A 25,583-nucleotide genomic window follows, 5' to 3' on the forward strand; every position below is an offset into this window, starting at 1 on the left:
AGTGGATGGTTGTGGACAAGGGGAGGACCGTGCTTCTACAAAGCACAGGAGACGCAGCCTTCGACCTCGGTTCCTTGGAGCGCGGATTGGCGTAAACGGATGTAGTAGAGGGTCTTGATTCCGGCTTTCCAGGCATAGATCTGTGCCTTGTTGATGTCCCGCGTGGTGGTATCAGCGGTGAAGAACAAGGTCAGGGAAAGCCCTTGGTCCACGTGTTGGGTGGCCATGGCGTAGGTGTCGATGATTTTTTCGTATCCCACGGCGTAGGAGTCATCGAAATACTCCAGGTTGTCGTTGGTCATTTCCGGTGCGGGGTAGTACACGCGCCCCAAGCGGCCTTCCTTGCGTATTTCAATCTTGGAGGCAATCGGGTGGATGGACGCGGTGGAGTCATTGATGTAGGAAATTGATCCAGTGGGTGGAACTGCTTGCAAGTAGGCGTTGTAGATGCCGTCTTGCATCACTTGATTCTTGAGCCGTAGCCAATCCTCGCGTTGGGGGATCTGTACGCCTGCTTCGTGGAAGAGCTGTTTTACGTGTTCAGTGGCTGGCGCCCAGTCTTGGTCGATGTATTTGTCAAAGTAGGCGCCAGTGGCATAGGTGGATTCTTCGAAGCCTGTGAATCGTTGACCTTTTTCAACCGCGAGTGCATGGGATGCGCGGAGCGCATGGTAGGTCACCGTCAGGAAATAAATATTTGTAAAGTCCAGTGCCTCGGCGCAGCCATAAGGAATACGCTGTGAAGCAAGGAAGCCGTGGAGATTCATTTGGCCCAGACCAATGGCATGCATGGAAGCATTTCCGTGAGCGATGGAAGGAACAGCTTCGATGTTCGTCAGGTCTGAAACCTTCGTGAGGGCACGCACTGCGGTTTCGACGGTTTCCCCAAAGTCCGGTGATTCAAAAGCCTTTGCAATGTTGAGCGAACCTAGATTGCAGGAAATATCCTGGCCAACGGTGGTGTAGTCACCCGAAGCTCCGTAGGTCGATGGCGTGTTGACCTGGAGGATTTCACTACACAGGTTGGACATATTGATATGTCCTTTGAGGGGATTAGCGCGGTTGACCGTATCCTCAAAGAGGATGTAGGGGTATCCGGATTCAAACTGAAGCTCAGCCAGCGTGGTGAAAAACTCGCGGGCCTTAATGGTCGTGTGAGAAATTCGCGGATTGGCAACCAACTCGTCGTAGTACTCGGTGATGGACATGTCAGACATGGCTACGCCGTACTCGCGAGTGATGTCATACGGGCTAAAAAGATGCATATCTTTGTTCTCTTTGGCCAGCCGGAAGGTTATATCTGGAATAACAACCCCCAGCGAAAGAGTCTTGATGCGGACTTTCTCATCGGCATTTTCCCGCTTGGTATCCAGGAAGCGAAGAATATCTGGATGGTGCGCATGCAGGTAGACGGCTCCAGCGCCCTGCCGGGCGCCCAATTGGTTGGCATAGCTGAAGCTATCTTCGAGAATCTTCATGACTGGGACTACGCCGGAAGCCTGGTTCTCTATCTTTTTGATCGGGGCTCCGGATTCGCGCAGGTTGCTCAGCAACAAGGCCACTCCACCACCGCGCTTTGATAGTTGCAGTGCAGAGTTCACGCTGCGACCAATGCTCTCCAAATTGTCTTCGATTCGCAGGAGGAAGCAGGAGACCATTTCGCCGCGCTGGGCTTTGCCTGCGTTGAGAAAAGTAGGGGTGGCGGGCTGGAATCGTCCGGTCATGATGTCATCCACCAGCTTTTCTGCGAGCTCTTCGTCGCCCTGTGCAAGGTATAAAGCTGTGGTGGCGACACGTTCTTCGTAGCCTTCTAGGAATCGGGAGCCATCAAAGGTTTTCAGTGCATATGAAGTAAAGAACTTAAATGCGCCGAGGAAGGTGCGGAACTGGTGCTTAGCTTGATGTGCTCTGTCGTACATGGCGCACAGAAAGGCGTCATCATAAAGCTCAAGGAAATCCCGCTCGTAGTACTCGTTATCAACCAACCATTCCAAGCGTTGCTTGGTGGAATCGAACTGATGCATGCGGGGAGCGACATGGTGCGTGACATAGTCTTGTGCTGCCTGAATGTCCTTGTCAAACTGGATTTTTCCAGAAGCGTCGAACAAGTTCAGCTGCGCGTTGAGTGCGTGGTAGCTTTTGCGCTTGCCGACACCGCCGGCATTGTCTGCTGAAGCAGTGCGGGGCGTAGCGCCAATAGTCTGTGTGGGGGTGGCATCAAGAGGCCACATTGTGTTGTCCAATCTGTGTGATGCGGATGTGTTCTTCATCTTGTGGGGGATTAATGGGGTGTCATCGTTAGCTGCTTTTGCTGCTCCCAAAACTTTTGAAGGCCCTGCTTTACGGCGGCAATGTCCTTCTGTGTGCCGAGAAGCTCGAAGTGATACAGCTCCGGTACGTGGCACTTGGCGGAAATGATGCGTCCGGCGACGCAGTAAGCACTTCCGAAGTTGGTATTCCCTGAGGTAATAACGCCCCGGATAAAGGAGCGGTTGATTGGGTCATTGAGGAAGTCGATGACCTGTTTGGGGACTGCGCGTTTGAGCGAGCCTCCGCCGTAGGTGGGAACGATGAGTACGTACGGGTGTGAAACCTGGATCATCCCGGTTTTCTTGGGGCGCAGTGGAATGCGCACCGCGGGTCTATCTAAGCGTTCGACGAATCTTTTTGTGTTTTCTGAAACGCTAGAAAAATACACCAAATCTGGTGAGTCTGACATAGCAATCCTGCTCATCCTGGCCTTAGCCATAAGTGGGATAGGTGATATTCGAAAAGACTAACTACGCAATGGCGTAGTTGCAACTACGGCCCAACGTAGTTTTGAAAAGGGCAGGTGAGAGTAGGATTAATGCAAAGGGGAAGGTCTAACGGCTGTGGTGTGCTACAAACACTGCGTCCGTAGCTGGGCGCCCAAGTACTACCCACTGAGTACTGCCGGCTACCTGTACTTCGAGCGATTCTGAAAAGGGCGTTCCTTCGCGCGTGCTAAGAACAGCCCCAGTGACGATGCCGCGCTCTTCAAGGAACTTCAGCAGTTGTGGGTCGGAATCAGAAATGCGTTCCACGGTCACTTGCGGTTGCGCACCGCTGTCGGTGAGACGGTGCGCACTGGGGATTGTGATCTGTCCATCAACCGTAGGGATAGGATCGCCGTGCGGATCCCTAGTGGGGTAATTAAGGAACTTATCTACACGTTCTATGAGCATGTCGGACACCGCGTGTTCGAGATTTTCGGCTTCATTATGGACTTCGTCCCACGTGTAGTCCAATGCTTGAACCAAAAAAGACTCAAGCAATCGGTGGCGGCGCACCATGACCAATGCGTACTGCCTGCCAAGTTCGGTTAACTCCACAGAGCCATAGGGCGTGTGTGACACGAGCCCTTGCTTCGACATTTTGCGCACTGCATCGGAAACCGAGGAGAGCTTGAGTCCCAGCTGTGCCGCAATAAGTGTGGCGGTAACGGGCTCGGATGACCATTCCTTTAGCCCCCAGATAGCTTTCAAATAGTTCTGGGTACTGGTGGACAGCTCGGAAACAGACATGAGTAAATGTTAACCCAGCTTCCGTATGCGCCTTTGGCGCTGCGCCCCAACGCTCATAGCGAACAGAGGCCAAGTTTGAGAGGAATGCCGGTAAGGTGGGGCCAGTTAAAGCATTCTTCACTTGAAGGAGAACCACTAATGTCTGAGAAGATTTCAATGAACTCGTCGTCTACGGGTATGAATCTGAGCGATAGCGTCTATGAGCGCCTTTTGCGCGAGCGCATTATCTTCCTGGGAACCCAGGTGGATGATGAGATTGCGAACAAGCTGTGCGCGCAGATCCTCCTGCTGTCCGCAGAGGACCCAACGCGCGATATTTCGCTTTATATCAACTCGCCGGGTGGCTCCGTTACCGCGGGCATGGCAATCTACGACACGATGAAGTACTCGCCGTGCGATGTGGCTACCTATGGCATGGGCCTGGCTGCTTCGATGGGCCAGTTCCTCCTGTCTGGTGGCACCAAGGGCAAGCGCTACGCGCTGCCGCATGCTCGCATTATGATGCACCAGCCTTCTGCCGGTGTGGGCGGTACTGCTGCAGACATTGCCATCCAGGCGGAGCAGTTCGCACAGACCAAGCGGGAGATGGCTGAGCTCATCGCTGAGCACACCGGCCAGACCTTCGAGCAAATTACCAAGGATTCGGACCGCGACCGCTGGTTCACCGCCCAGCAGGCTAAGGAATACGGCATCGTCGACCACGTCATCGAGTCCGTCAACGGTCCTATCACCAACTAGGGAACAAGGAGCTTTATCACTATGTCGAACCTACAGATGCCTTCTTCCCGCTACGTTCTGCCGGAGTTCATTGAGCAGAACGCACAGGGATCGAAGACCACCAACCCGTATTCCAAGCTCTTTGAAGAGCGCATCATCTTCCTGGGCACCCAGGTCGATGACACCTCCGCCAATGACATCATGGCGCAGCTGCTGGTCCTGGAGTCCCAGGATCCCGACCGCGACATTACGATGTACATCAACTCCCCGGGTGGCTCGTTTACCGCGCTGATGGCCATCTACGACACGATGCGCTACGTCCGCCCGGATGTGCAGACCGTCTGCTTGGGCCAAGCCGCGTCCGCAGCAGCCGTCTTGCTGGCCGCTGGCGCCCCGGGTAAGCGCGCCGCGCTGCCGAACTCTCGCGTGCTGATTCACCAGCCGCGCACGCAGGGCACGCAGGGCCAGGTTTCTGACCTTGAGATCGAGGCCAACGAGATCGAGCGCATGCGCCGCCTCATGGAGGAGACCTTGGCCGAGCACACCGGCCGCACCGCAGAGCAGGTGCGTATCGATACCGACCGCGACAAGATCCTCACTGCGCAGGAAGCCGTCGAATACGGTCTCATCGATACCGTCTTTGATTACCGCAAGCTCAACGCGTAGTACCTAGGCTTTAGGCCCCGCTTTCCGGATGGTTCCGGGAGCGGGGCCTTCGCGTTCGTGGGGTTAATGCAGGGTCTAGTCCTCGTAGGGCGGCAGGATGGCCTCGGGGGACTCGGGGAGGATCTGGCCGCCGTCAATAATGAGGGTCTGTCCCGTGATGTAGCCCGCCTCACGGGAAGCTAGGAAGGCTGCTGCGTTACCAATGTCGCGCGGAGATCCCAGTCGGTGAATAGGCACGGAGCGCGCCATTTGGTCGAGGTACTCCTGGCCCTGGCCCTCGAGGCCCTCGGTGAGGATATTGCCCGGTAGCACTCCATTGATGGTGATGCCATCGCGGGCGACTTCCAACGCCGCAGAACGCATGAAGCCTTGCTGCGCAGCCTTCGAAGCGCCATAGTGCGCCCAGCCTGGGTAGCCGGTGTGTGAGCCGGTAATGGAGGTGGTGATGACGATGCGCCCGTAGCCCGCCTTCTTCATGTAAGGCAGCGCTTCCTGCACCACGGTGAACGTACCGTGCGTGTTGATGGCGAACATGGCGTCCCACTGCTCGTCGTTCATGTCCTCGAGAGGGCAGTTAGGGAAGACGCCGGCGTTGGAACAGACAATGTCGATGCGGCCATAGCGCTTGACGACGTCCCCATAAAGGGTGCGGACGGAGTCGCGCGAGGTGACGTCGACAAGCAGGGCGTCCGCGCCGAGTTCTTCGGCGGTTTTGTGTGCGGCCTCTTCGTTGAGGTCAGCGATGATGACGGTCGCGCCGGCCTCGCGCAGGGCGCTGACGATACCGCGGCCGATGCCGGCGGCACCGCCGGTGACGATGGCAACCTGGTCCTGAAGATCGAACATGTGAAGCTCCTTAGCGGTTGAGGGTGGCTCTGAGCCCCAGCCTAGGCCGCTACCGGTTGTGGCGTGCTGTGCTTTGTGGTCGCCGTGTAGGCACGCACGCCGATGAGGGAGAGCGCGGCCAGCACCGCGGTAACACCAGCGAGGGTGTAGAGGCCCGTCGGGGTCCAGCCTGTTTCGAGGAGGTAGCCGGCCAGGATAGGCGCGAGGGTGGCGCCGACGCGGGCGATGCCGATGGCGGCGCCCGTTCCCGTGGTGCGCAGTGCGGAAGGGTAGACCTCCGGGGTGACGGTATAGAGGCCGGAAATGCAGGCGTTGAGGCTAAGGCCTACGCCGACACCGAGGGCGAACATGAGGGTGGGCACGGCGGTGGAGTTGATGAAGCCGACGAGGACGACGGAGGAGACAAGACAGAAGGCGATGAGCAGCGGGCGGGCGTCGATGCGCGTGGTGAATAGGCCGAAGAGGATGGCGCCGATAGCCCCGCCGAAGGAGAGCATGATGCCGCCGATGATGCCTTGTTGAGCAGTCAGGCCCTCGGCGGTAAGTAGCTTCGGGGTCCACTGTGAGGTGAAGTTGTAAGCAAACATGATGAAGCTGAATGCCAGCCAGAGCTTGATGGAGGTGCGCAGGAACTGTGGGGAGATGAGGTCCTTGTAGGACGCCTTGTGGGTGGTGCGGGGGCGGACGCTGACCTCGCTCTTGAGGCCGAGCTTGGCGGTGATGGTGCGCACGGCGTCCATGCGGCCGCGGGCGGCGAGGAAGTCGGCGGACTCGGGGACGACAGCAACCGTGAGGATAAGGGCCACGACGGTGAGCGTTGCGCCGACCCAGAAGATGGGTTGCCAGCTATCGAAGGTTGATGCGATAACACCGCAGAAGGATGCACCAAGGCCGTAGCCGGAGGCATAAATGGCGACGGCCAGTCCGCGGAAGCGTAGGTTGGAATACTCGCTGACGAGGACGGTGACGCAGACGAGGACGCCGCCGACGCCAATGCCGGTGATGAGGCGGAAGAAGAGGAGAAGGCTAAACGTTGGCGCGAGGGCGGTGAGAACGAGGCCGACGAGGTCGATGATGAGTGAGACGGTAATCAGTGTGGTGCGCCCGAGGCGGTCAGCTAGCGGGGCAAGGAAGAAGGAACCGAGGCCGATACCGATAAGCGCGGCGGAGAGGAGCCAGCCTAGGGAGGAATTGGACAAGGCGAACTCTTCGCTGACAGGTCCGGCGCCGAAGGCCATGACCACCATGTCGTAGCCGTCGAGAGCGTTGAGGAAGAGGGCGATGGCGATGATGAGCCACTGGCGCGCGCCCATGGGGGAGCGGTCGATGAGTTCGCGGATGTCCATGAAAGTCTTTCTGCTGATGGAGAGGTTTCGATGTAAGTTAGTGAACCGCTCTGTCTATGTCCATTAACTGCCGTTTTAAATTCAGTGGCGCGCCGCCGCGCGAGGAATAGCGCTCGGGTCTGGGTGGTTTACTAGAGTGGAATGGACTGCGGTAAAATCGCTCCACCCAACCCCAGAGAAAAGAGTTGAAAGGCCTTCATGGCACGTATGCAAGAAAGCGCTGACCTGCTCAAGTGTTCCTTCTGTGGAAAGAGCCAGAAGCAGGTGAAGAAGCTTATCGCCGGCGGCGGCGTCTACATCTGTGACGAGTGCATCGAGCTCTGCAACGAAATCATCGAAGAGGAGCTCGGCGCGGCTCAGGCTGAGGCGGACGAAGAGAAGGAAATGCGCCTTCCGCGTCCTTCGGAGATTTCGGCTTTTCTGGATAAGTATGTCATCGGCCAAGACCAGGCCAAGCGTGTGTTGTCGGTGGCTGTGTACAACCACTACAAGCGCATCAAGGCTGAGGAAGCCGCGGGCTTGGAAGGCCGTCGGAAGAAGACTCAGGATGAAGAAGTGGAGATTGCCAAATCCAACATCCTGATGCTGGGCCCGACGGGCTCCGGCAAGACCTACCTGGCGCAGACCCTGGCACGTTTGCTCGATGTGCCCTTTGCGATCGCGGATGCCACGAGCCTGACCGAGGCCGGTTACGTGGGCGAGGACGTTGAGAACATCCTGCTCAAGCTGCTGCAGGCTGCGGACTTTGATGTGGAGCGCGCGCAGCACGGCATCATTTACGTCGATGAGGTGGATAAGATCTCCCGCAAGTCGGAGAACCCCTCGATTACCCGCGATGTGTCCGGTGAGGGCGTGCAGCAGGCGCTGTTGAAGATCCTCGAGGGAACCGTGGCGGCCATCCCGCCGCAGGGCGGACGTAAGCACCCGAACCAGGAGTTCATCCAGCTGGATACCACGAACATCCTCTTCATCGTGGCCGGTGCTTTCGCGGGCTTGGACAAGGTGATTTCGGAGCGCGTGGGCAAGAAGGGCGTGGGCTTCGGCGCCAAGCTGGAGACCAAGGACGAGAAGGAATCCGTCGACTTCTTCTCCCAGGTGCGCCCAGAGGACTTGGTGAAGTTTGGCCTCATCCCGGAATTCATCGGCCGCCTGCCAGTTGTTGCCACGGTGGACAACCTGGACCGCGAATCGCTGGTTAAGGTACTGGTGGAACCGAAGAACTCCCTGGTCAAGCAGTACCAGCGCCTGTTCAGCATGGATGGTGCGGAGCTGCACTTCGAGGATGCGGCGCTGGAGGCAATCGCCGAGCTAGCACTCGAGCGCAAGACCGGTGCCCGTGGCCTGCGCGCCATCATGGAGGAGCTGCTTGTCCCCATCATGTATGACCTTCCGGACCGCGAGGACATTGCCAGCGTCCACATCACGCAGGACTGCGTGACCGACGGCGGCGAGCCGGAGTTCGTGTACTCGGATGAGGCGAAGGAATCCGCCTAAACGGCACCTTATAAAAGGCATCTTCACGGCTGAAGATGCCTTTTGCGCTGTCTAAAGGCGTTTTCAGGCCTAAAAACGCCGTCTGTCAGATTCCATCTTCGTGCTGGGGGCAAAGGAACCAGATGAGTGGGACCATTTAGCTATGGCGCGAGATCGTGACCTGGGATTATGCACGGACCGGCGGGTAAATGGTTCCTTTACTGTGGTTTTATTGCTCGCCCGGTGCTGGGAAGAGGGTTCTACTCGTAGAGGTCCCGGGACACGTCGCCTTCGTCCTCGGTGGAGTAGACGTCCAAGGGCGCGGATTCGGCTTCCAGCTCGGTCTCGTTCTGCTTGAGATAGGACTCAAAGCCAATGTCGGGGATGTTCGCCGTGAGGAAGGCCAGCACGGCATCGACGGCCATGCGGTGCAGACCCTCAGTGTTGTTGTGCGTGTGCATATCGATGTCGAGCAGATTGCTCATCATCGCGTGATTGGTCACCCGGTACATCGTCAGCGCCGAAATCAGAGTGAAGATATCGTTGGCAGAAATGCCCGGTCGGAAGGCGCCGGAATCTTGGCCCAGCATAAGCAGCCTGTCGAGGTGGAGGGAGATCGCTGAAACGTCGACAAGCGCGTGCGAGGACTCCAGCACACTGTGCGAGGACTCCATCGTCAGCATCCGGATGGCCTCCGGGTTGTCCACGTGCTGGCGGAACATCCAGTCCACCAAAGTGCGCACGCCCTCTACTGGGACCGCGGAATTGATTTCCAAGCTGCCCTCCGGAGGGTTGAGCCGCTGGGCAGCTGCAGCCAATGCTTGCTGGTAGAGGCCCTTTTTATCCCCGAAGTAGTAATGGATCATGCGCTTGGACATTCCAGACAGCTTCGACACGGTTTCGAGCTTGGTATCAGCATAACCGTGCTCAGAAAACTGCGTTATCGCAACATCGATCACGTGCTCAACAGAGCCGGAGTCGACCGTTGCAGCCTCAGTGCTCATGGAAAGTCCCGTCTAGTCGATGAATATGCGTACAGTTGTCCACTATGCCGAAAAAAGAAGGCTATGGAGTTCAAGTGCAAAGAACTTGCATCTTTCGGGGGTAAAATCACACCCCATGGGGGCGAAAAACGGGACTAGGGTGGGGAAGTGAGTACCCAGCCGAAAGGATTCACACATGACTGCTTCTCAACCCGTCAAGATCACCGTGACCGGCGCCGCCGGCAACATCGCGTACTCCCTGCTGTGGCGCATCGCTGCCGGCGATGTCTATGGCAAGGACACTCCAGTTGAACTCGCATTGCTGGAAATCCCGGACGCCGTTGGTGCCGCTGAGGGCGTGGCCATGGAACTTAATGACTCCGCCTTCCCGCTCCTTCGCGGCATTACCGTCACCGATGATCCGGAGGTGGCCTTCAAGGACACCAAGGCCGCTTTCCTCGTGGGCTCCCGCCCGCGCACCAAGGGTATGGAGCGCGCTGACCTGTTGGAGGCTAACGGCGCTATCTTCACTGTGCAGGGCAAGGCGCTGAACGCCGTCGCCGCACGCGACGTTCGCGTCCTCGTCGTGGGCAACCCGGCCAACACCAACGCCTATATCGCCGCGAACAGCGCTCCGGACCTGGACCCGAGCCAGTTCAGCGCGCTCATGCGTCTGGACCACAACCGCACGCTGAGCCAGGTGTCCCTCAAGACGGGCGTGCCCACCGCGGAGCTGACCAAGGTTGCCGTTTGGGGCAACCACTCCGCCTCCCAGTTCCCGGACCTGACCTACTCCAACGCCGAGGTAGATGAGACCTGGTACAAGGAGGAGATGATTCCGAAGGTGGCCAAGCGCGGCGCCGAGATCATCGCCGTGCGTGGCCGCTCCTCGGCAGCCTCCGCAGCATCCGCCGCGGTGGATCACATGCACGATTGGATCCATGGCACCGAGGATTGGCGCACCGCCGCCATCGTTTCGGATGGTTCCTATGGCGTGGACGAGGGGCTCGTCGCAGGTTTCCCCACCGTCTCCCGCGACGGAAAGTGGGAAATCGTCCAAGGCCTGGAGCTTAGTGACTTCCAGAAGGAGCGCATCGAGGCCTCCGTGCAGGAGCTGCGTGAGGAGCGCGAGGCCGTAGCCCACCTGCTGAAGGGCTAAGCCTCCAGCACCAAGTTATCGATGAGTCGCACCGGCCCCACCTGCGCTGCAACCAGCGCCAAGGCGGGCCGGTGTTGTGTATCTACGGGCTCGAGCGTGGCTGGGTCCACCACGGTGAGGTAATCCACCGTCACGCCGGGGGAGGTGGCGAGCTGGGCCTCGGCTTCTTTGAGCGAGGCGCCATCCTGCAGCGCGAAGAGCGCCTGGGATAGGGCGACCGCCTGCTCACGCTCGGCGGCACTGAGGCGTGCATTGCGGCTGGACTCGGCCACGCCGTCCGTTGCGCGCACGATGGGCACGCTGATGATGTCCAGCGGCACATCGAGGTCCGCCACCAGGCGACGGATGATGGCTACTTGCTGCGCATCCTTTTGCCCAAAATAAGCGCGGTCCGGTGCGACAAGGTGAAACAGCTTGCTCACCACGGTGGCTACGCCGTCGAAGTGGCCGGGGCGCGAGGCACCTTCCAAGACCGAGCCCATCTCACCCGTGCGCACCCACACCCGCGGGGTACCACCCGGGTACATCTCCTCCACGCTGGGGGCGAAGACCGCATCGACTCCCAACGAGTCCAGCAGCGCGGCATCCGCGTCGAGGGTGCGCGGGTAGGCGCGGTAGTCTTCGCAATCGCCCAGGTCCGTGAACTGGAGGGGGTTGACAAAGACCGAGCACACCACGGTGTCGTTGTCTTCGCGGGCGCGGCGAATGAGGGAAGCGTGGCCGTCGTGAAGCGCGCCCATCGTGGGCACCAAGCCCACGGAGCCGGACGTTGCCGCGCGGAAGGCACGGAGTTCGGATTTAGTTGTGAGGATCTGCATGGCTTAAGACCTTAGTCCTCGAAAGACTCCTCGGCGTTGGGGAAGGAACGTTCACCCACATCTGCGACATAGTCCTTCGCTCCTTCCAGCAGCGCGCCGCGCAGATTCGCGTAGCGGCGCACAAAACGCGGCGCCTTGGGACCGCCCAGGCCGAAGGCATCGGTCCACACCAGAATCTGACCGTCGGTCTGCGTGCCAGCGCCGATGCCGATGGTGGGGATGGGCAGCTCCTTGGTCACCTGCTCAGCAAGGGCTGCGGGGACCATCTCCAGCACCACGGCGAAGGCGCCGGCCTCGGCGAGGGCGCGGGCGTCGTCGTGAAGCTTCTCCGCACCGGCACCCCGGCCTTGGACCACGAAGCCGCCCAAGGCGTGGACCTGCTGGGGTGTAAAGCCAATGTGGGCGCAGACGGGGATGCCGGCGGCGACAAGCGCGGCAACAATGGGAGCGCGCTCCGCACCACCTTCCAGCTTCACGGCCTGCGCGCCGGTTTCCTTCATGACGCGCACCGCGGTCTCGAGCGCCTGGGAGGGGCCGTCCTCATAGGAGCCAAAGGGAAGGTCCACCACCACGAAGGCACGGGAGGTCGATGCAACCACCGCGCGGGCAAGGGGGATCATCTCATCCAAGGTGAGCGAGAGCGTGGTTTCGCGGCCCAGGACCACATTGGCCAGGGAATCGCCGACGAGCAGGAGATCTACCCCGGCTTCATCGAAGATTTCGGCGGTCATGCAGTCATAGCTCGTCAGGCACGCGAAGGCCTGAGAGTTTTCTTTAGAGCGGGCGAAATGGCGGGTGCGGAGGCGGGCGCGGTGGCCAGGGTTGTGAGACATGCCCTTACTCTAGACACGGCGCTGGTGCCAGTTGACGCACAGGGTAGAGTTGGCCAGGTGACTGATCAGAATAAAGAGCAACTCGTTGGCACCAACCGCGCGGACCAGCTTCCCAAGTCCTGGGAGCCGCAGGCAGTAGAGAAAGACCTCTACGAAGGCTGGGTAAGCGCCGGTTACTTCACCCCGGATGCTTCCTCGGAGGCGGAGCCTTATTCCATCGTGCTGCCGCCGCCGAACGTCACCGGCCAGCTGCACATGGGCCACGCCCTGGACCACACTCTGATCGACTCCATCATTCGCCGCAAGCGCATGCAGGGCTATGCCACCCTGTGGCTGCCGGGCGCTGACCATGCCGGTATCGCTACCCAGACCAAGGTGGAGGCCCGCCTGCGTGAGCAGGAGGGCAAGAAGCGCTGGGACTATGAGCGCGAGGAATTTATCAACAAGGTCTGGGAGTGGAAGGAAGAATTCGGTGGCACCATCCAGAACCAGATGCGCGCCATCGGTGACTCGGTGGACTGGTCCCGCGAGCGCTTCACCCTGGATGATGGCCTCTCCCGCGCCGTGCAGACCATCTTCAAGACCCTCTACGACGAGGGCATGATCTACCAGGCTAACCGTCTGGTCAACTGGTCCCCGGTGCTGGAGACCGCGGTGTCCGATATCGAGGTCGTGTACAAGGACGTCGAGGGCGAGCTCGTGTCCATTCGTTATGGCTCGCTGAACGACGACGAACCGCACCTCATCGTCGCCACCACCCGTGTGGAGACGATGCTGGGTGACGTCGCCATCGCCGTCCACCCCGATGACGAGCGTTACGCCCACCTGGTGGGTAAGGAGCTGCCGCACCCCTTCCGCGATGATTTGAGCCTGAAGATCATCGCCGATGATTATGTGGACATGGAATTCGGCACCGGTGCCGTGAAGATCACCCCGGCGCACGATCCGAATGACTACGCCATGGGCCTGCGCCACGACCTGGACATGCCCACCATCATGGACACCACCGGCCACATCGCGAACACCGGCACGAAGTTCGATGGCCTGACCCGCGAGGAAGCCCGCGTGGAGATCCGCGAGGCGCTGCGCGAGCAGGGCCGCATTGTCAAGGAGATTCGCCCCTACGTCCACTCCGTGGGCCACTCGGAGCGTTCCGGCGAGCCCATCGAGCCGCGCCTGAGCCTGCAGTGGTTCGTGGCCGTGGAGAAGATGGCGAAGATGTCCGGTGATGCCGTCCGCGAGGGCGATACCACCATCCACCCGAAGTCCCTGGAGCCGCGCTACTTCGAGTGGGTCGATGACATGCACGATTGGTGCATCTCCCGCCAGCTGTGGTGGGGCCACCGCATCCCGATCTGGTACGGCCCGGAGGGCGAGGACGGCCAGCGAGATATCGTCTGCGTCGGCCCCGACGAGGAAGCCCCAGAAGGCTACGTCCAGGACCCGGACGTTCTGGACACCTGGTTCTCCTCCGCGCTGTGGCCCTTCTCCACGATGGGCTGGCCGGAAAAGACCGCCGATCTGGAGAAGTTCTTCCCCACGAACGTGTTGGTCACCGCCTATGACATCCTCTTCTTCTGGGTCGCCCGCATGATGATGTTCGGCACCTTCGCCGGCGCCCACACTCCGGAGTTGCTCGGTGAGGGTAAGGACGGCCGCCCGCAGGTTCCGTTCACGGATATCTACCTGCACGGCCTCGTGCGCGATGAGCAGGGACGCAAGATGTCGAAGTCCTTGGGCAACGGCATCGACCCGATGGATTGGGTGCACGACTATGGCGCGGACGCACTGCGTTTCACCCTGGCCCGCGGCGCGAACCCGGGCGTGGATCTGCCGCTGGCTGTCGACGCCGCTGCTGCCGGCCGCAACTTTGCCACCAAGCTCTTCAACGCCACCAAGTTCGCGCTCATGAACGGTGCGGGCGTGGCTGAGCTGCCGGCACGCGACGCGCTGACCGACGCCGACCGCTGGATCCTCGACCGCTCCGAAGAGGTCCGCGCCAAGGTGGACGCCTACCTGGATGATTACCAGTTTGCCAAGGCCAACGAGCTGCTCTACCACTTCGTGTGGGATGAGCTGTGTGACTGGTACCTGGAGATTGCCAAGACCCAGATCCCGCGCGACTTCGATGCGGCGAGCGCCGAGGAGCAGGCCACCGGACGCACGACCCAGATCGTCCTGGGCCGCGTGCTCGACCTGGTTCTGCGCCTGCTGCACCCGACCATGCCGTTCGTCACCGAGGTCCTGTGGAAGGCCCTGACCGGCGGGGAGACCATCGTCACCGCGCAGTGGCCTACCCAGGAGCACACCAACGGCGGCGCCGAGAAGGACGAGGTCGCCGCCCGCCGCATTCAGGACGCAGACAAGCTCATCACCGAGCTGCGCCGCTTCCGCTCCGACCAGGGTGTCAAGCCTTCCCAGAAGGTCCCGGGCCGCCTCGACTTCGCCGCGGCCGACCTGCAGGAGCAGGAAGGGCTCATCCGCAACCTGGCCAACACCACCGAGCCGGGTGAGGACTTCACCGCGTCCGCCTCCATCGAGGTGCGCCTGTCCCAGGCCACCGTCGAGGTCACCCTGGACACCTCCGGCGCCGTCGACGTCGCCGCAGAGCGCAAGCGCCTGGAGAAGGATCTGGCCAAGGCCCAGAAGGAGCTGGACCAGACCGGCAAGAAGCTGGGTAACGAGGCCTTCCTGTCCAAGGCGCCGGAGGCCGTCGTGGAGAAGATCCGCGTGCGCCAGCAGGTGGCTCAGGAAGAAGTCGAGCGCATCACCGCACGTCTGGAGGGGCTCAAGTAGTGGCGGGGGAGAAAGACCGCGAGGAATTTGAGGTCGTCGATGCCCTCGCGGAGGGCACCGATGGCGGGCCGGTCGAAATCACCGACTCCGGCCTAACGCTCAACCTCGGCGGCGAGGATGACTACGAGGAGGCAGCGCCCGAGCAGGCCACGCCGGAGGAGCTCGCGGAGCTGGCTCAGGTGACCGCGGAGCTCAACGCGCGTGCCCCGGAGACTATCATTGAGCCCAGCCTCGAGCGCATCGAGATGCTCATGGATCTCTTGGGCAACCCGGAGCGTTCCTTCCACGTCATCCAGGTTGCAGGCACCAACGGCAAGTCCTCGACCGCGCGCATGATCGATTCGCTGCTGCGCTCCTTCCACCGCCGCGTAGGCCTAGTGACCAGCCCGCACTTGCAGCTAGTCACCGAGCGCATCGGCATCGACGGCCACCCCATCCACCCGCGCGACTTCGTGCGCATTTGGCGCGAAATCAAGCCCTATGTGGAAATGGTGGATTCCCGCTCCGACATCCCCATGTCCACCTTCGAGGTGCTGGTGGGTATTTCCTACGCGGCCTTCGCCGATGCGCCCATCGACGTCGCCGTGGTCGAGGTTGGCCTTGGCGGCACGTGGGATGCCACGAACGTGGTCAACGCGGAGGTAGCCGTGGTCATGCCGGTGGGTCTCGACCACACGGATTACCTCGGTGACACCATCACCGAGATCGCCGGTGAAAAGGCCGGCATCATCAAAGCCCGCGAGCACGATGCCGACGACGTGCTCACGCCGGGGGAGAACATCGCTATCATCGCCGAGCAGGAGCCGGAGGCCATGCGTGTGCTGCTGCAGCGCACCGTCGACGTCGGCGCCGGCGTAGCGCGCGCGGGCTCCGAGTTCGCCGCGCTGGAATCCCGCATTGCCGTCGGCGGCCAGCAGCTCACCATCCAAGGTCTCGGCGGCCTCTATGAGGACATCTTCCTGCCGCTGCACGGCGAGCACCAAGCCAAGAACGCGGCCGTCGCCTTGGCGGCGGTGGAGGCTTTCTTCGGGGCGTCGTCAGGCAATCAGCTCGACATCGCCTCCGTGCGCACCGGCTTTGCCAAGGCCATTTCCCCCGGACGCTTGGAGCGCGTGCGCACCAGCCCCACCACGTTCTTGGACGCCTGCCACAACCCGCATGGTGCCAAGGCCCTAGCCGCAGCGCTCGACCGTGACTTCGACTTTGCCCGCCTCATCGGCGTGGTGTCCATCTTCGCCGACAAGGACGCCGCCGGCATTCTCACGGCCTTGGAATCCGTTCTTACGGAAGTCGTGATCACGCAGAACACCTCTCCGCGCGCCCGCGATGCCTATGAGCTGGCGGAGCTGGCCCGCGATATCTTCGGCGAAGAGCGCGTGTACGTCGAGCCCGAACTGCCCAGCGCCTATACCCAGGCTGTGGAATTGGCGGAGGAGGCCGACGTGCAGTCCGGATCCGGCATCGTGATCACTGGCTCTGTAGTCACAGCAGGTGATGCCCGCGCACTCTTTGGAAAGGAGCCCGCATGAGCCCCCGCAAACCTGTTCCTGAGGAGGAGATTGGCCCGCTCGGACTAGGCCAAGCGCCGACCAAGGATCCCCTCAAGCAATTCGGCGGCATGGTGGTAGCCAGCTCCCTCACGCTGGAACTTATCACCTTGGTTTTGGCGCTGCCGATGCTGTACAAGCTGTATGACGGCACCTTGTGGACCCCGTTCAACTATGGCGTGGTCATCGGATTTATGGTGCTGTTGTTAGCGTCCTTCCCCTTCATGAACAAGCCCTGGGTCGTCGGGGTATTGATCGTGTTCCACGTCATCGGCATTGTTCTTGGTTTCATGGTCCACTGGTCCGTGGCCACGATCTTCATCATTTTCGCCCTTCTCTGGGCTCTGGCGGCGTATATGCGCTCGGTGCTCGTTGCCCGCATGGACCGCGGCTACCTCACTACGCAGCACCTGACTGAGAAGTAGGCCGCCGCGGTGTATATCCGGCCGGAGCTGCGCGCGGGAGCGGCCTTCATTTCCCTGTGGGATCCAACCAACCCGCTGATTCGCCGCGCCGGGCGTGTAGTTCCAGCGCTGTGGCCCGCCCCCTATATCCAGGGCGTGCGCACGCAGCGGGTGAGAAACGCCGAAATCCGCGCGACCATCTATAGCCCGGAGAACCCACGCGGCGCCGTGCTGTGGATCCATGGCGGAGGGCTGCTCATGGGCCATCCGCGCCAGGACGTCAAACACCTCAAAGAGACCGCTGCGGAAGTCGGTGTCACCGTCATCGCGCCGCGCTATCGCTATGCCCCGGAAAATCCCTATCCGGCCGCGCTTGACGACGTCCACTCGGCCCACCACTGGCTCCTCACGCACGCGGAGGAGCTGGGCTTTAGCCCGGATCGGATTGTCATCGGCGGCCAAAGCGCCGGGGGAGGGCTCGCCGCCGCCCTGTGCCAGCGCCTCTATGATGAAGGCGGAATCCAGCCGGCGGGGCAGTGGCTATTTTGTCCGATGCTGGATGACCGCGCAGCGTCCACCGACCGCAACCCCATCTGGGATGCGGATTCCAACGCGCAGGCCTGGCGCTACTACACCAACGGCAAGCCGGACGCGCCCTATGCCGTGCCCGGCCGCCGCGCGGAACTGTCTGGCCTACCGCCGGCGTGGCTTTACGCGGGCAGCAGCGAGCTCTTCTACGGCGAGATTGTGGATTACGCCGAGCGCCTGAAGTCCGCAGGCGTGCCCACGCAGTGCGAGGTCGTGGATGGCGGCGTCCACGCCTTCGAGTTGTGGGCTCCCTATACTGCGGCGGCGAAGCGCCTGCTCATGAACTCTCGCGTCTGGCTGCAGTCGACGCTGAACGCGCTAGACTAGCCGGCATGCTCTTTCTTCTCTACGGCCTGTCCGCCCTGCTGTGCATCGCTGCTCTCGTGGCCAAGCTGTATTTTGGCGGTTTTGCGCTGCCACTGGCGCTGTTGATTCCGGCCTTCGTCTTCCTCGTCGTCGGCGTGCTCAAACAGCAGCGCGACGAGCGCCCGGTGGAGTTTGCGGATTTGGAAGAATGGCACCGCGAGGAGCTGAAAGGCCTGCTGGAGAGCGGCCAATACGGCACGGCCGTGCGTCAAGTACAGATGTGGTTTCGTGGCACGAGCCATGAGCGCGCGGAGGAAATCGTGCGCCGCCTCACGTAGCGCTTAATAATTGGCCCACTGTCGGGACGCGGGAGCACCTGTTCTGTACTATGTGCCCTATGACTGAACGTACACTCATTCTCATCAAGCCGGACGGCGTGAAGAACGGCCACGTGGGCGAGATCATCTCCCGCATCGAGCGCAAGGGCCTGAAGCTCGTCGCCATGGATCTGCGCGTCGCCGACGAGGAGACCGCAAAGAAGCACTACGCCGAGCACGAGGATAAGCCTTTCTTCGGCGATCTCGTTGACTTCATCACCTCCGCACCGCTGGTTGCTGGCATCGTCGAGGGCGAGTCCGCCATCGCTGCATGGCGTCAGCTCGCCGGTGGCACCCACCCGGTGGAGAAGGCTACCCCGGGTACCATCCGCGGTGACTTCGCTCTGACCGTTGGCGAGAACGTCGTCCACGGTTCCGACTCCCCGGAGTCCGCTGAGCGCGAGATCTCCATCTGGTTCCCGAACCTCTAAAGAAGTTCACCGCGCCTAGCGCGCAATAAAGCCCGAGCAGTTCACGAAGATGAATGAACTGCTCGGGCTTTTGTCATTTCTGCTACTGGGCTGAACCCCGACCTGCGTGCTCGAGCGCAGATCCGATCGGGTACCGGTTAGTCGAACGAGAGCAATGTGCGCAATGCTCTAAATGCATCTTTGTGCACCTGGTGGGTGACGGTGCGGCCACATTGCTGTCTGGATAGCAAGCCGGCCTCCCGCAGGCGTGCTAAGTGGTGGGAGACCGTGGGTTGACTCAGCGCAGTGAGCTCGGTGAGTTCCGTGACGCTCATAGGCCCACAGCCTTCATCACACAGGATGGACAAAAGACGCAGGCGTGCTGGGTCTGCCAGCACTTTGAATTGCTGCGAAAAATGCGTCGCCTCGGCGTCGCTAAGCGGGCCCGTGCTTAAGGAGCAACACTCAGTGCCGGGCGCGCTGGTCTCGGGCGTGGAAGAGGAAGCCATGCGATCAGTATAGGGGTTATCCTTGCGCCCTACGTTATATTGACGCCTATCAATACGTGCTGTACATTGCATGTTCGTATCATGCTTTGTTCAACGTTGAAGGAGGGAGAGACATGGCCGTGTCGCAGCGCCCGACGTTGTCTTTTCTGGACCGATTTTTACCCGTATGGATCATTTTGGCGATGGCCGCCGGACTGCTCATTGGCCACTTCATTCCCGGGATTGGCCAAGCCTTGGGCGCCGTTGAAGTCGGCGGGATTTCCATCCCGATCGCCATTGGTCTCCTCGTCATGATGTACCCACCCTTGGCCAAGGTTCGCTACGAGAAGACCAAGGAAATCGCCACGGATGGCCGCCTCATGGCGGTATCGCTCGTCCTCAACTGGCTGGTGGGGCCCGCGTTTATGTTTACCCTGGCGTGGCTGTTCTTGGCGGACCAACCGGAGCTGCGCACCGGCCTCATCATTGTGGGCCTTGCGCGCTGTATTGCCATGGTGCTTGTGTGGTCGGACCTCTCGTGCGCTGACCGCGAGGCAACGGCTGTGCTTGTCGCCCTGAACTCCATCTTCCAGGTCGCTATGTTTGGTGTTCTGGGCTGGTTCTACCTTCGCGTCCTCCCCGGATGGCTGGGCTTGGACACGACGAGCGCTGACTTTTCCTTCTGGGCCATCGTCAAGGCCGTACTCGTCTTCTTGGGCATACCGTTCCTGTTGGGTGCGCTGTCTCGCGTGTGGGGCGAAAAGGTAAAAGGACGGGAATGGTTTGAGAACCGCTTCCTCCCAGCCGTATCGCCCCTGGCCATGATTGGTCTGCTGTACACAATTGTGTTGCTCTTCTCCCTGCAGGGCGAGCACATTGTGGAACAGCCAGTAACGGTAGCGCGCGTGGCTGTGCCGCTGGTTATCTATTTCGTGGGCATGCTTGTATTGTCGCTGGGCGTGGCAAAGGCCGTTGGTATGAATTACGCGCAGTCTGCCAGTGTGGCGTTCACTGCAGCAGGAAACAACTTTGAACTTGCCATTGCAGTATCCATCGGCACCTTCGGAGCGATGTCTGCTCAAGCCCTTGCCGGAACGATTGGTCCCCTTGTTGAAATTCCAGTCCTCGTTGGTCTGGTCTATTTCATGCTGTGGATTGGTCCGAAACTCTTCCCGGGAGATGACACTCTTCCGCGCTAGCGCGTGCGTGCAGCGTCCATGCTGCGCACGCCAACTTCGGTCAGAGTGATGTTAAAGGTCCGCTGGTTCTTGCCATAAATAAAACCAGACATTTTCACTACGCCGGACTTTTCGAGCTCGCGCATTTCCTCCTCGAGCCCCTCCTCGTAGCCGAGTAGCCTGCTCAATGCCGGGATGGAAATGGTGTTACCGGTAACGGCGCCCGCCGCCACCAGTCCGCTGAGGGCCTCCGGGTGATCCTCCACGGCGGCAATGCTTTTCTCTGTGACGCCATCCAAGCTGTCCTTTTCTGTGATGGCTTTGATGCGGCGCTTGCCCACGCGAAAGGCAGTGGTGCCGAAGGCGCGGCCACCGATGATAAACGCCGGTATGGCAAAGGTCGTGTGGCCCGCTGCTACGAGGATAGGGTTGAGCGATATATCGCCGACAATCCCGGTGGACTGAATTCCCTCAGTGATGAGAGGGGAGAAGATAGCAAGCACCGGTAGAAAGTAGGCGAGAAGAGGGTAATCGCCCGCCCGGTACTCTTCTTGCGCAGCTTGGACGAACTTTGGCTTGCTGCGAATGATGCGGATGGCGCCGTAGAGCATCACCATGATGAGCACCGCGTAGACTGGGACCGCGTAGGGATAAGGGAAGTCAACGACGCGAAGACCGGAAGCGATGCCCGCGGGCACGGCCACGGTCACAATGTCCCTCAGCGCAATCTCGTTGCGGGCGCGCGCCTGCGCCACAGTGCGTGGCGCGTGTACAGGTATTTTCCGCTCGACGGGTGTGTTTGTGGGCGCGCTGTCGGACATAGCGGCGATACTAACATGTGAGCCTAGGCCGAGCTCTGTGCCAGAATAGAAGGCGCTGACAACTTAATAAAGATGATGAGAATTTTTTTCAAAGACTCACTACCGTGTGGCGGCAACCTGCGCCCGGGGTGAGCACAACGTCAGGAGATTAGCCACTGATGGCATCCAAGAAGAAAACAGAAGAAGAACGTACTGAATCGACGTTGGCCGCGGCTGTTGCGGGGATTGACCGCGAAGCGCTCGCCCCCAAGACTCGCCTTTATGCCTTGGCCAAGCAGGTGGGCGTGGCCTCCAAGGAATTGGTGGCTCAGTTCGCGGAGATGGGAATCAAGAAGTCCGCACAGTCCACACTTACGCCGGAAGAGGTGGGCCAGCTTATCGACGTCCTCGTGCCCGCCACCGAAGCTCCCGAGCAGGCCGCCACCGAGGACGCCAACCCGGCTGCAGCCACGGCCGATGCTGCGCAGACCCCCGAAGAACCTGTCGAAGAAACTACTGAAGCCCCGGCTGAAGAAAAGCCGGAGAAGACCGTGAAGAAGAAGCGCGCCAAGCGCGCGGCGAAGCGCGTGAGCAAGGCAGGCAAGAAGGCTGAGCCGAAGGGGCAGGCAGGGGAACCCACACCGGAAGAGCCTGCTGCGCAGCCGGAGCAGCCGGAGCAGTTGAGCGAGGAAGAAGAAAAGCTGCGTGAGCGCGTGCGCAAGAACGTTGATAACGAGATTTCGCAGATCGTCGACAAGGTCGATGCCGAAATGCTGCACGAGGCGCTCGTCGAGGCCGGTGATAGCGCCGAGGACGAGGACCTCACCCCGTTGATCACCCCGATGGCTGAGGAAGACCCGGACGTGTACGACTTCGCGCCGGTCTTCATGGCGCCGAAGATCACTCCGCTGGCCAAGTGCCAGAAGCCAGAAAAGCGCGAGGAAGAAACCGAGGAAGATTCGGCGCCGGTAAGCCAGCCGCGTGGTCGCCGTCGCGGTAGCCGCGGAACCTCCCGCGGCCGCGGGGCGGAAAGCCGAGGGCCAGCCCGCGAGGAAGTCGAGCACATTGACGCGCCGAAGGCCATCAAGGGCTCAACCCGCATCGAGGCGCAGCGCCGCCGCCGTGCGGAGCTGCGGGAGAAGGGCCGCGAGCGCCAGCACATCGTCTCCCAAGCGGAGTTTCTCGCGCGTCGCGAATCTGTAGAGCGCACCATGGTGGTGCGCGATAAGCAGCGCACCGACGGCGCGGGCATCATCACCCAGGTCGGTGTGCTGGAGGATGATCTCCTGGTCGAGCACTTCGTCACGACGGAGACGCACCCCTCCCAAATTGGCAATATCTACTTGGGCCGCGTGCAAAACGTGCTGCCCTCGATGGAGGCAGCCTTCGTCGATATCGGACAGGGCCGAAACGGCGTGCTGTACGCGGGCGACATCGACTGGCGCGCATTGGGCATTGGCGGACGCGGCCGCAAGGTGGAAAACGCCTTGAAGTCCGGTGATCAGGTCCTAGTTCAGGTGGCCAAGGATCCCATCGGCCACAAGGGCGCGCGCCTGACCACCCAGATTTCTTTGGCCGGCCGCTTCCTGGTGTATGTGCCGGGCGGGCGCAGCGCGGGTATTTCCCGCAAGCTGCCGGCGCCGGAGCGCAAGCGCCTCAAGGGGATTCTGGAGCGCGTCATCCCGGGGGATGGCGGCGCCATCATCCGTACCGCAGCGGAGAACGTGTCGGAGGAGGACATCGCGTCCGACGTCAACCGCCTGCACTCCCTGTGGGAGGACATTAGCGCCCGCGCCGCGCACGAGAAGGCAACGAAGGGTGCCAAGCCGGTCACCTTGTACGAAGAGCCGGACCTGCTCATCAAGGTCGTGCGCGACCTTTTCAACGAGGACTTCAGCACCTTGGTTGTGGACGGCAAGCGTTCCTACAACACGGTCAGCGCCTATGTGGACTCCATGGCGCATGACTTGGCGGACCGCGTTGTGCGCTATGACGCCCGCGACCACGATGGCGAGGATGCCTTCAGCGCCTACCGCATTGATGAGCAGCTGCAGAAGGCCCTGAGTCGTAAGGTGTGGCTGCCGTCTGGCGGCACCCTCGTCATTGACCGCACTGAGGCCATGACGGTCATTGACGTCAACACGGGCAAATTCACCGGCTCCGGTGGCAACCTCGAGGAGACGGTGACCCGCAATAACCTCGAGGCGGCCGAGGAGATCGTGCGCCAAATGCGCCTGCGCGATATCGGCGGCATGATCGTCGTGGACTTCATCGATATGGTGCTGCCGGAAAACCAGGACCTTGTGCTGCGCCGCCTCAAGGAAGCGCTGGGACGTGACCGGACGCGCCACCAGGTTTCTGAGGTCACCTCACTGGGCCTGGTGCAGATGACGCGAAAGCGCGTGGGCACCGGCCTCATCGAGACTTTCTCCACCGAGTGCGAGGCCTGCCATGGCCGGGGAATCATCATTCACGAGTACCCGGTTGATGAGGATGCCGAGGAAGAGAATTCGAAGCCGCAGCGCCGTGGCCGCAAGGAGCGCCGCGCACCGCAGCGCGATCCGAAGCAGCACCCGGCTGCCGTGCGCATGCACCGCGACGAGGAGGAAGCCGCCGAGCATGGAAACGGCGCAGAACAGGACACAACGCGCGACGACGAGTCCTCCTTGGAGGAGCTCGTGGCCAACGTGGTCGTCGTCGACGAGGACGAGCCGGATACCCCGGATAGCGCCTCCATTGGCTATGCCGTAGCGGAAAGCTTGGACGCGAAGCGCTCGAAGCCGAAGTCGAAGGCGAAGCGCTCGCGCAAGCCGCGCCGGGCAACGCGTACCTTCCGGGAGCCACAGCGCGAGGAGACGAGCGAGGGCTCGCGCGCGAAGCACGGCAAGCGCGATGAGCACGCCGGTGCGGAAAAGGCATCCACGCAGCGCTCGGAGCAGACCTATGACGAGGCTGTCGAAGCCTTTGAAAAGTCACCGCGCCGCAAGCGCCGCACGCGCGGAAACTCCCGCTCGGATATTCGCCCGAAGCGTGAAGACTTCGCGCAGGACGAGGCTCCGGCCAAGGACGCTCAACTAGCCACCTCTAAGAAGGAGGCCAAGGCTGAGCGCAAGGGCGCGGAGTCGGGCGAGAACACGAGCGTGCGCGCGACCCGCAGCCGCGGCCGCCGCCGAGTGGTGCGCAAGATGGCGCAGAGCCAAGCCACCCAGAGGCCGAATGAACGCGGACAGGGGAGCGAGGCGCAGCGGCGAGAGTCTTCCGCACAGACCACAGCGTCGAAGGCGCGAAAGGGCGGGCGCGGGAGGCGTCGAGTAGCGCGGCGCAGGTCGCGCTAGAAAAGGCGTTTTGCCTTTTCGCCCCCTCACGGGGTAGTCTTTGACAGTCGCTGTTTAGACCATGAATGCGCTTGATGGGACGCGCTGCGGTTCCCGCACGTCTCTCGCGGATGTGGTTCTAAACGCCAATGTCCAATGTCCATTCGTTAGCGGCACCACCCAGCTGCTAGCGAGCCGAGTTTAGATAAGGGGTAGCCCTCTATGTACGCGATCGTCAAGACCGGCGGAAAGCAGTACAAGGTTGCTGAAGGTGACCTCGTCAAGGTCGAGAAGATCGAGGGTGAGCCGGGTTCCTCCGTTGCTCTCACCCCGGTTCTGCTCGTCGATGGCGCAACCGTCAAGTCGAAGGCTGCAGACCTGGAGAAGGTCTCCGTCTCCGCTGAAATTGTCGAGCAGGGCAAGGGCCCGAAGATCGACATCCTCAAGTACAAGAACAAGACTGGTTACAAGCGTCGCCTTGGTCACCGTCAGCCGGTGACCACGCTGAAGATTACCGGTATCAAGTAAGCCTTAACCGGCTCTAATTCATCCCTGAAGGAGGGGAAACCACATGGCACACAAGAAGGGTGCTTCCAGCTCCAGCAACGGTCGCGATTCCGAGTCCAAGCGCCTCGGCGTCAAGCGCTTCGGTGGTCAGCAGGTTAAGGCCGGCGAGATCATCGTGCGTCAGCGCGGCACCAAGTTCCACCCGGGTGAGAACGTTGGTCGCGGCGGCGACGATACCCTGTTCGCTCTCGCGGCAGGCTCTGTTGAGTTCGGCGTCAAGCGTGGACGTCGTCTGGTCAACATTGTTCCGGCCGAAGAGGTTGCTGCAGAAGCAACTGCCTAAGAGCTTCATGGCGTAATCCCGAGCTTTTCGCTCGGGATTTTGTCGTTTTCACGCGGCCGGCGTGGTGGGGGGAGCGTGGAAAAACAAGGGGGCATTGGCTTCAGATCCACGACAGTGCTCAACTAGGACGGTATGCCAG

General features: G+C 61.0%; 24 protein-coding genes. 14 read left to right on the forward strand and 10 right to left on the reverse strand.

Annotated elements, in window-relative coordinates; genetic code table 11:
* Positions 1 to 35: 35 nt before the first annotated feature.
* The 3 genes from nrdE to M5J06_RS06270 form a co-directional block, all read right to left on the reverse strand.
* Positions 36 to 2,231, reverse strand: coding sequence for a class 1b ribonucleoside-diphosphate reductase subunit alpha (nrdE, locus tag M5J06_RS06260; protein WP_250224278.1), 2,196 nt, complete (start codon positions 2,229 to 2,231; stop codon positions 36 to 38).
* Between the two features lie 50 nt (positions 2,232 to 2,281).
* On the reverse strand, positions 2,282 to 2,749 hold the full coding sequence (gene nrdI, locus M5J06_RS06265) for a class Ib ribonucleoside-diphosphate reductase assembly flavoprotein NrdI (RefSeq protein ID WP_005324049.1): 468 nt from the start codon (positions 2,747 to 2,749) through the stop codon (positions 2,282 to 2,284).
* Positions 2,750 to 2,864: 115 nt separating this feature from the next.
* The gene (locus M5J06_RS06270) at positions 2,865 to 3,545 is read right to left on the reverse strand and encodes a metal-dependent transcriptional regulator (protein ID WP_250224221.1); all 681 of its coding nucleotides are present in this window, start codon (positions 3,543 to 3,545) and stop codon (positions 2,865 to 2,867) included.
* Between the two features lie 138 nt (positions 3,546 to 3,683).
* On the opposite strand from M5J06_RS06270, the gene M5J06_RS06275 reads away from it, so the two are divergent.
* Together M5J06_RS06275 and M5J06_RS06280 are read left to right on the forward strand one after the other, a co-directional pair.
* Complete coding sequence (locus M5J06_RS06275) at positions 3,684 to 4,283, forward strand: ATP-dependent Clp protease proteolytic subunit (RefSeq protein ID WP_010190917.1); 600 nt, start codon at positions 3,684 to 3,686, stop codon at positions 4,281 to 4,283.
* Positions 4,284 to 4,304: 21 nt separating this feature from the next.
* Complete coding sequence (locus tag M5J06_RS06280; protein WP_070447792.1) at positions 4,305 to 4,928, forward strand: ATP-dependent Clp protease proteolytic subunit; 624 nt, start codon at positions 4,305 to 4,307, stop codon at positions 4,926 to 4,928.
* Between the two features lie 75 nt (positions 4,929 to 5,003).
* On the opposite strand, the gene fabG is transcribed toward M5J06_RS06280, so the two are convergent.
* Both fabG and M5J06_RS06290 read right to left on the reverse strand, forming a co-directional pair.
* Entirely contained in the window at positions 5,004 to 5,774 is a 771-nt protein-coding gene (gene fabG / locus M5J06_RS06285; RefSeq protein WP_250224222.1) for a 3-oxoacyl-ACP reductase FabG, read from the reverse strand.
* Positions 5,775 to 5,815: 41 nt separating this feature from the next.
* A complete protein-coding gene (locus M5J06_RS06290) occupies positions 5,816 to 7,120 on the reverse strand; it encodes an MFS transporter (protein WP_250224223.1) in 1,305 nt (434 codons plus the stop codon).
* 198 nt (positions 7,121 to 7,318) lie between these two features.
* Between M5J06_RS06290 and clpX the strand changes: the two genes are divergently transcribed.
* Positions 7,319 to 8,614, forward strand: coding sequence for an ATP-dependent Clp protease ATP-binding subunit ClpX (clpX, locus tag M5J06_RS06295; RefSeq protein WP_070565117.1), 1,296 nt, complete (start codon positions 7,319 to 7,321; stop codon positions 8,612 to 8,614).
* Positions 8,615 to 8,853: 239 nt separating this feature from the next.
* Here the strand turns inward: clpX and M5J06_RS06300 are convergent, their stop codons facing one another.
* A complete protein-coding gene (locus tag M5J06_RS06300; RefSeq protein WP_070684261.1) occupies positions 8,854 to 9,597 on the reverse strand; it encodes a TetR/AcrR family transcriptional regulator in 744 nt (247 codons plus the stop codon).
* Positions 9,598 to 9,772: 175 nt separating this feature from the next.
* On the opposite strand from M5J06_RS06300, the gene M5J06_RS06305 reads away from it, so the two are divergent.
* On the forward strand, positions 9,773 to 10,735 hold the full coding sequence (locus tag M5J06_RS06305; RefSeq protein WP_070530427.1) for a malate dehydrogenase: 963 nt from the start codon (positions 9,773 to 9,775) through the stop codon (positions 10,733 to 10,735).
* Here M5J06_RS06305 and panC read toward each other — a convergent pair.
* Both panC and panB read right to left on the reverse strand, forming a co-directional pair.
* Positions 10,732 to 11,553 (reverse strand): pantoate--beta-alanine ligase, encoded by an 822-nt coding sequence (gene panC / locus M5J06_RS06310; protein ID WP_070519469.1) that lies wholly within the window; start codon positions 11,551 to 11,553, stop codon positions 10,732 to 10,734. The genes M5J06_RS06305 and panC overlap by 4 nt on opposite strands.
* An 11-nt stretch (positions 11,554 to 11,564) precedes the next feature.
* Positions 11,565 to 12,386, reverse strand: a complete 822-nt coding sequence (panB, locus tag M5J06_RS06315; protein WP_070519471.1) for a 3-methyl-2-oxobutanoate hydroxymethyltransferase — start codon at positions 12,384 to 12,386, stop codon at positions 11,565 to 11,567.
* Positions 12,387 to 12,443: 57 nt separating this feature from the next.
* On the opposite strand from panB, the gene M5J06_RS06320 reads away from it, so the two are divergent.
* Genes M5J06_RS06320 through ndk form a run of 6 tightly spaced genes read left to right on the forward strand, consistent with a single transcriptional unit; the run spans position 12,444 to position 18,835 of the window.
* The gene (locus M5J06_RS06320; RefSeq protein WP_250224224.1) at positions 12,444 to 15,182 is read left to right on the forward strand and encodes a valine--tRNA ligase; all 2,739 of its coding nucleotides are present in this window, start codon (positions 12,444 to 12,446) and stop codon (positions 15,180 to 15,182) included.
* Positions 15,182 to 16,711, forward strand: coding sequence for a bifunctional tetrahydrofolate synthase/dihydrofolate synthase (gene folC, locus M5J06_RS06325; protein WP_250224225.1), 1,530 nt, complete (start codon positions 15,182 to 15,184; stop codon positions 16,709 to 16,711). Before M5J06_RS06320 ends, folC begins: the two co-directional genes overlap by 1 nt.
* Entirely contained in the window at positions 16,708 to 17,154 is a 447-nt protein-coding gene (locus tag M5J06_RS06330) for a DUF4233 domain-containing protein (protein ID WP_250224226.1), read from the forward strand. The genes folC and M5J06_RS06330 overlap by 4 nt, the downstream gene beginning before the upstream one ends.
* 9 nt (positions 17,155 to 17,163) lie before the next feature.
* Positions 17,164 to 18,048, forward strand: a complete 885-nt coding sequence (locus M5J06_RS06335) for an alpha/beta hydrolase (protein WP_250224227.1) — start codon at positions 17,164 to 17,166, stop codon at positions 18,046 to 18,048.
* 5 nt (positions 18,049 to 18,053) lie between these two features.
* Entirely contained in the window at positions 18,054 to 18,365 is a 312-nt protein-coding gene (locus M5J06_RS06340) for a hypothetical protein (protein WP_070519479.1), read from the forward strand.
* A 59-nt stretch (positions 18,366 to 18,424) separates the two neighbouring features.
* A complete protein-coding gene (gene ndk / locus M5J06_RS06345) occupies positions 18,425 to 18,835 on the forward strand; it encodes a nucleoside-diphosphate kinase (RefSeq protein ID WP_250224228.1) in 411 nt (136 codons plus the stop codon).
* Positions 18,836 to 18,972: 137 nt separating this feature from the next.
* Here the strand turns inward: ndk and M5J06_RS06350 are convergent, their stop codons facing one another.
* Positions 18,973 to 19,323: an ArsR/SmtB family transcription factor gene (locus M5J06_RS06350; protein WP_250224229.1), complete on the reverse strand. Its 351-nt coding sequence runs from the start codon at positions 19,321 to 19,323 to the stop codon at positions 18,973 to 18,975.
* Between the two features lie 113 nt (positions 19,324 to 19,436).
* Here M5J06_RS06350 and arsB point away from each other — a divergent pair, with 113 nt between their 5' ends.
* The gene (arsB, locus tag M5J06_RS06355; RefSeq protein WP_250224230.1) at positions 19,437 to 20,501 is read left to right on the forward strand and encodes an ACR3 family arsenite efflux transporter; all 1,065 of its coding nucleotides are present in this window, start codon (positions 19,437 to 19,439) and stop codon (positions 20,499 to 20,501) included.
* Here the strand turns inward: arsB and M5J06_RS06360 are convergent.
* Positions 20,498 to 21,301, reverse strand: coding sequence for a hypothetical protein (locus M5J06_RS06360; protein WP_154762210.1), 804 nt, complete (start codon positions 21,299 to 21,301; stop codon positions 20,498 to 20,500). The genes arsB and M5J06_RS06360 overlap by 4 nt on opposite strands.
* A gap of 158 nt (positions 21,302 to 21,459) precedes the next feature.
* Here M5J06_RS06360 and M5J06_RS06365 point away from each other — a divergent pair, with 158 nt between their 5' ends.
* From M5J06_RS06365 to rpmA, 3 genes are all read left to right on the forward strand, one after another.
* Positions 21,460 to 24,615, forward strand: a complete 3,156-nt coding sequence (locus tag M5J06_RS06365; protein ID WP_250224231.1) for a translation initiation factor IF-2 N-terminal domain-containing protein — start codon at positions 21,460 to 21,462, stop codon at positions 24,613 to 24,615.
* Positions 24,616 to 24,816: 201 nt separating this feature from the next.
* Positions 24,817 to 25,122, forward strand: coding sequence for a 50S ribosomal protein L21 (rplU, locus tag M5J06_RS06370; protein ID WP_010190885.1), 306 nt, complete (start codon positions 24,817 to 24,819; stop codon positions 25,120 to 25,122).
* A 43-nt stretch (positions 25,123 to 25,165) separates the two neighbouring features.
* Complete coding sequence (rpmA, locus tag M5J06_RS06375) at positions 25,166 to 25,444, forward strand: 50S ribosomal protein L27 (RefSeq protein ID WP_070597445.1); 279 nt, start codon at positions 25,166 to 25,168, stop codon at positions 25,442 to 25,444.
* Positions 25,445 to 25,583 lie beyond the last annotated feature (139 nt).

Source organism: Corynebacterium intestinale, assembly GCF_023574125.1.
GTDB classification, from domain to species: Bacteria; Actinomycetota; Actinomycetes; order Mycobacteriales; family Mycobacteriaceae; genus Corynebacterium; species Corynebacterium hesseae.

What these genes read in the sequence shown, in the direction of transcription:
- nrdE (WP_250224278.1), bottom strand. Translation starts at nt 2,231, where the DNA reads ATGTGGCCTCTTGATGCCACCCCCACACAGACTATTGGCGCTACGCCC.
- nrdI (WP_005324049.1), bottom strand. Translation starts at nt 2,749, where the DNA reads ATGGCTAAGGCCAGGATGAGCAGGATTGCTATGTCAGACTCACCAGAT.
- M5J06_RS06270 (WP_250224221.1), bottom strand. Translation starts at nt 3,545, where the DNA reads ATGTCTGTTTCCGAGCTGTCCACCAGTACCCAGAACTATTTGAAAGCT.
- M5J06_RS06275 (WP_010190917.1), top strand. Translation starts at nt 3,684, where the DNA reads ATGTCTGAGAAGATTTCAATGAACTCGTCGTCTACGGGTATGAATCTG.
- M5J06_RS06280 (WP_070447792.1), top strand. Translation starts at nt 4,305, where the DNA reads ATGTCGAACCTACAGATGCCTTCTTCCCGCTACGTTCTGCCGGAGTTC.
- fabG (WP_250224222.1), bottom strand. Translation starts at nt 5,774, where the DNA reads ATGTTCGATCTTCAGGACCAGGTTGCCATCGTCACCGGCGGTGCCGCC.
- M5J06_RS06290 (WP_250224223.1), bottom strand. Translation starts at nt 7,120, where the DNA reads ATGGACATCCGCGAACTCATCGACCGCTCCCCCATGGGCGCGCGCCAG.
- clpX (WP_070565117.1), top strand. Translation starts at nt 7,319, where the DNA reads ATGGCACGTATGCAAGAAAGCGCTGACCTGCTCAAGTGTTCCTTCTGT.
- M5J06_RS06300 (WP_070684261.1), bottom strand. Translation starts at nt 9,597, where the DNA reads ATGAGCACTGAGGCTGCAACGGTCGACTCCGGCTCTGTTGAGCACGTG.
- M5J06_RS06305 (WP_070530427.1), top strand. Translation starts at nt 9,773, where the DNA reads ATGACTGCTTCTCAACCCGTCAAGATCACCGTGACCGGCGCCGCCGGC.
- panC (WP_070519469.1), bottom strand. Translation starts at nt 11,553, where the DNA reads ATGCAGATCCTCACAACTAAATCCGAACTCCGTGCCTTCCGCGCGGCA.
- panB (WP_070519471.1), bottom strand. Translation starts at nt 12,386, where the DNA reads ATGTCTCACAACCCTGGCCACCGCGCCCGCCTCCGCACCCGCCATTTC.
- M5J06_RS06330 (WP_250224226.1), top strand. Translation starts at nt 16,708, where the DNA reads ATGAGCCCCCGCAAACCTGTTCCTGAGGAGGAGATTGGCCCGCTCGGA.
- M5J06_RS06340 (WP_070519479.1), top strand. Translation starts at nt 18,054, where the DNA reads ATGCTCTTTCTTCTCTACGGCCTGTCCGCCCTGCTGTGCATCGCTGCT.
- ndk (WP_250224228.1), top strand. Translation starts at nt 18,425, where the DNA reads ATGACTGAACGTACACTCATTCTCATCAAGCCGGACGGCGTGAAGAAC.
- M5J06_RS06350 (WP_250224229.1), bottom strand. Translation starts at nt 19,323, where the DNA reads ATGGCTTCCTCTTCCACGCCCGAGACCAGCGCGCCCGGCACTGAGTGT.
- arsB (WP_250224230.1), top strand. Translation starts at nt 19,437, where the DNA reads ATGGCCGTGTCGCAGCGCCCGACGTTGTCTTTTCTGGACCGATTTTTA.
- M5J06_RS06360 (WP_154762210.1), bottom strand. Translation starts at nt 21,301, where the DNA reads ATGTCCGACAGCGCGCCCACAAACACACCCGTCGAGCGGAAAATACCT.
- M5J06_RS06365 (WP_250224231.1), top strand. Translation starts at nt 21,460, where the DNA reads ATGGCATCCAAGAAGAAAACAGAAGAAGAACGTACTGAATCGACGTTG.
- rplU (WP_010190885.1), top strand. Translation starts at nt 24,817, where the DNA reads ATGTACGCGATCGTCAAGACCGGCGGAAAGCAGTACAAGGTTGCTGAA.
- rpmA (WP_070597445.1), top strand. Translation starts at nt 25,166, where the DNA reads ATGGCACACAAGAAGGGTGCTTCCAGCTCCAGCAACGGTCGCGATTCC.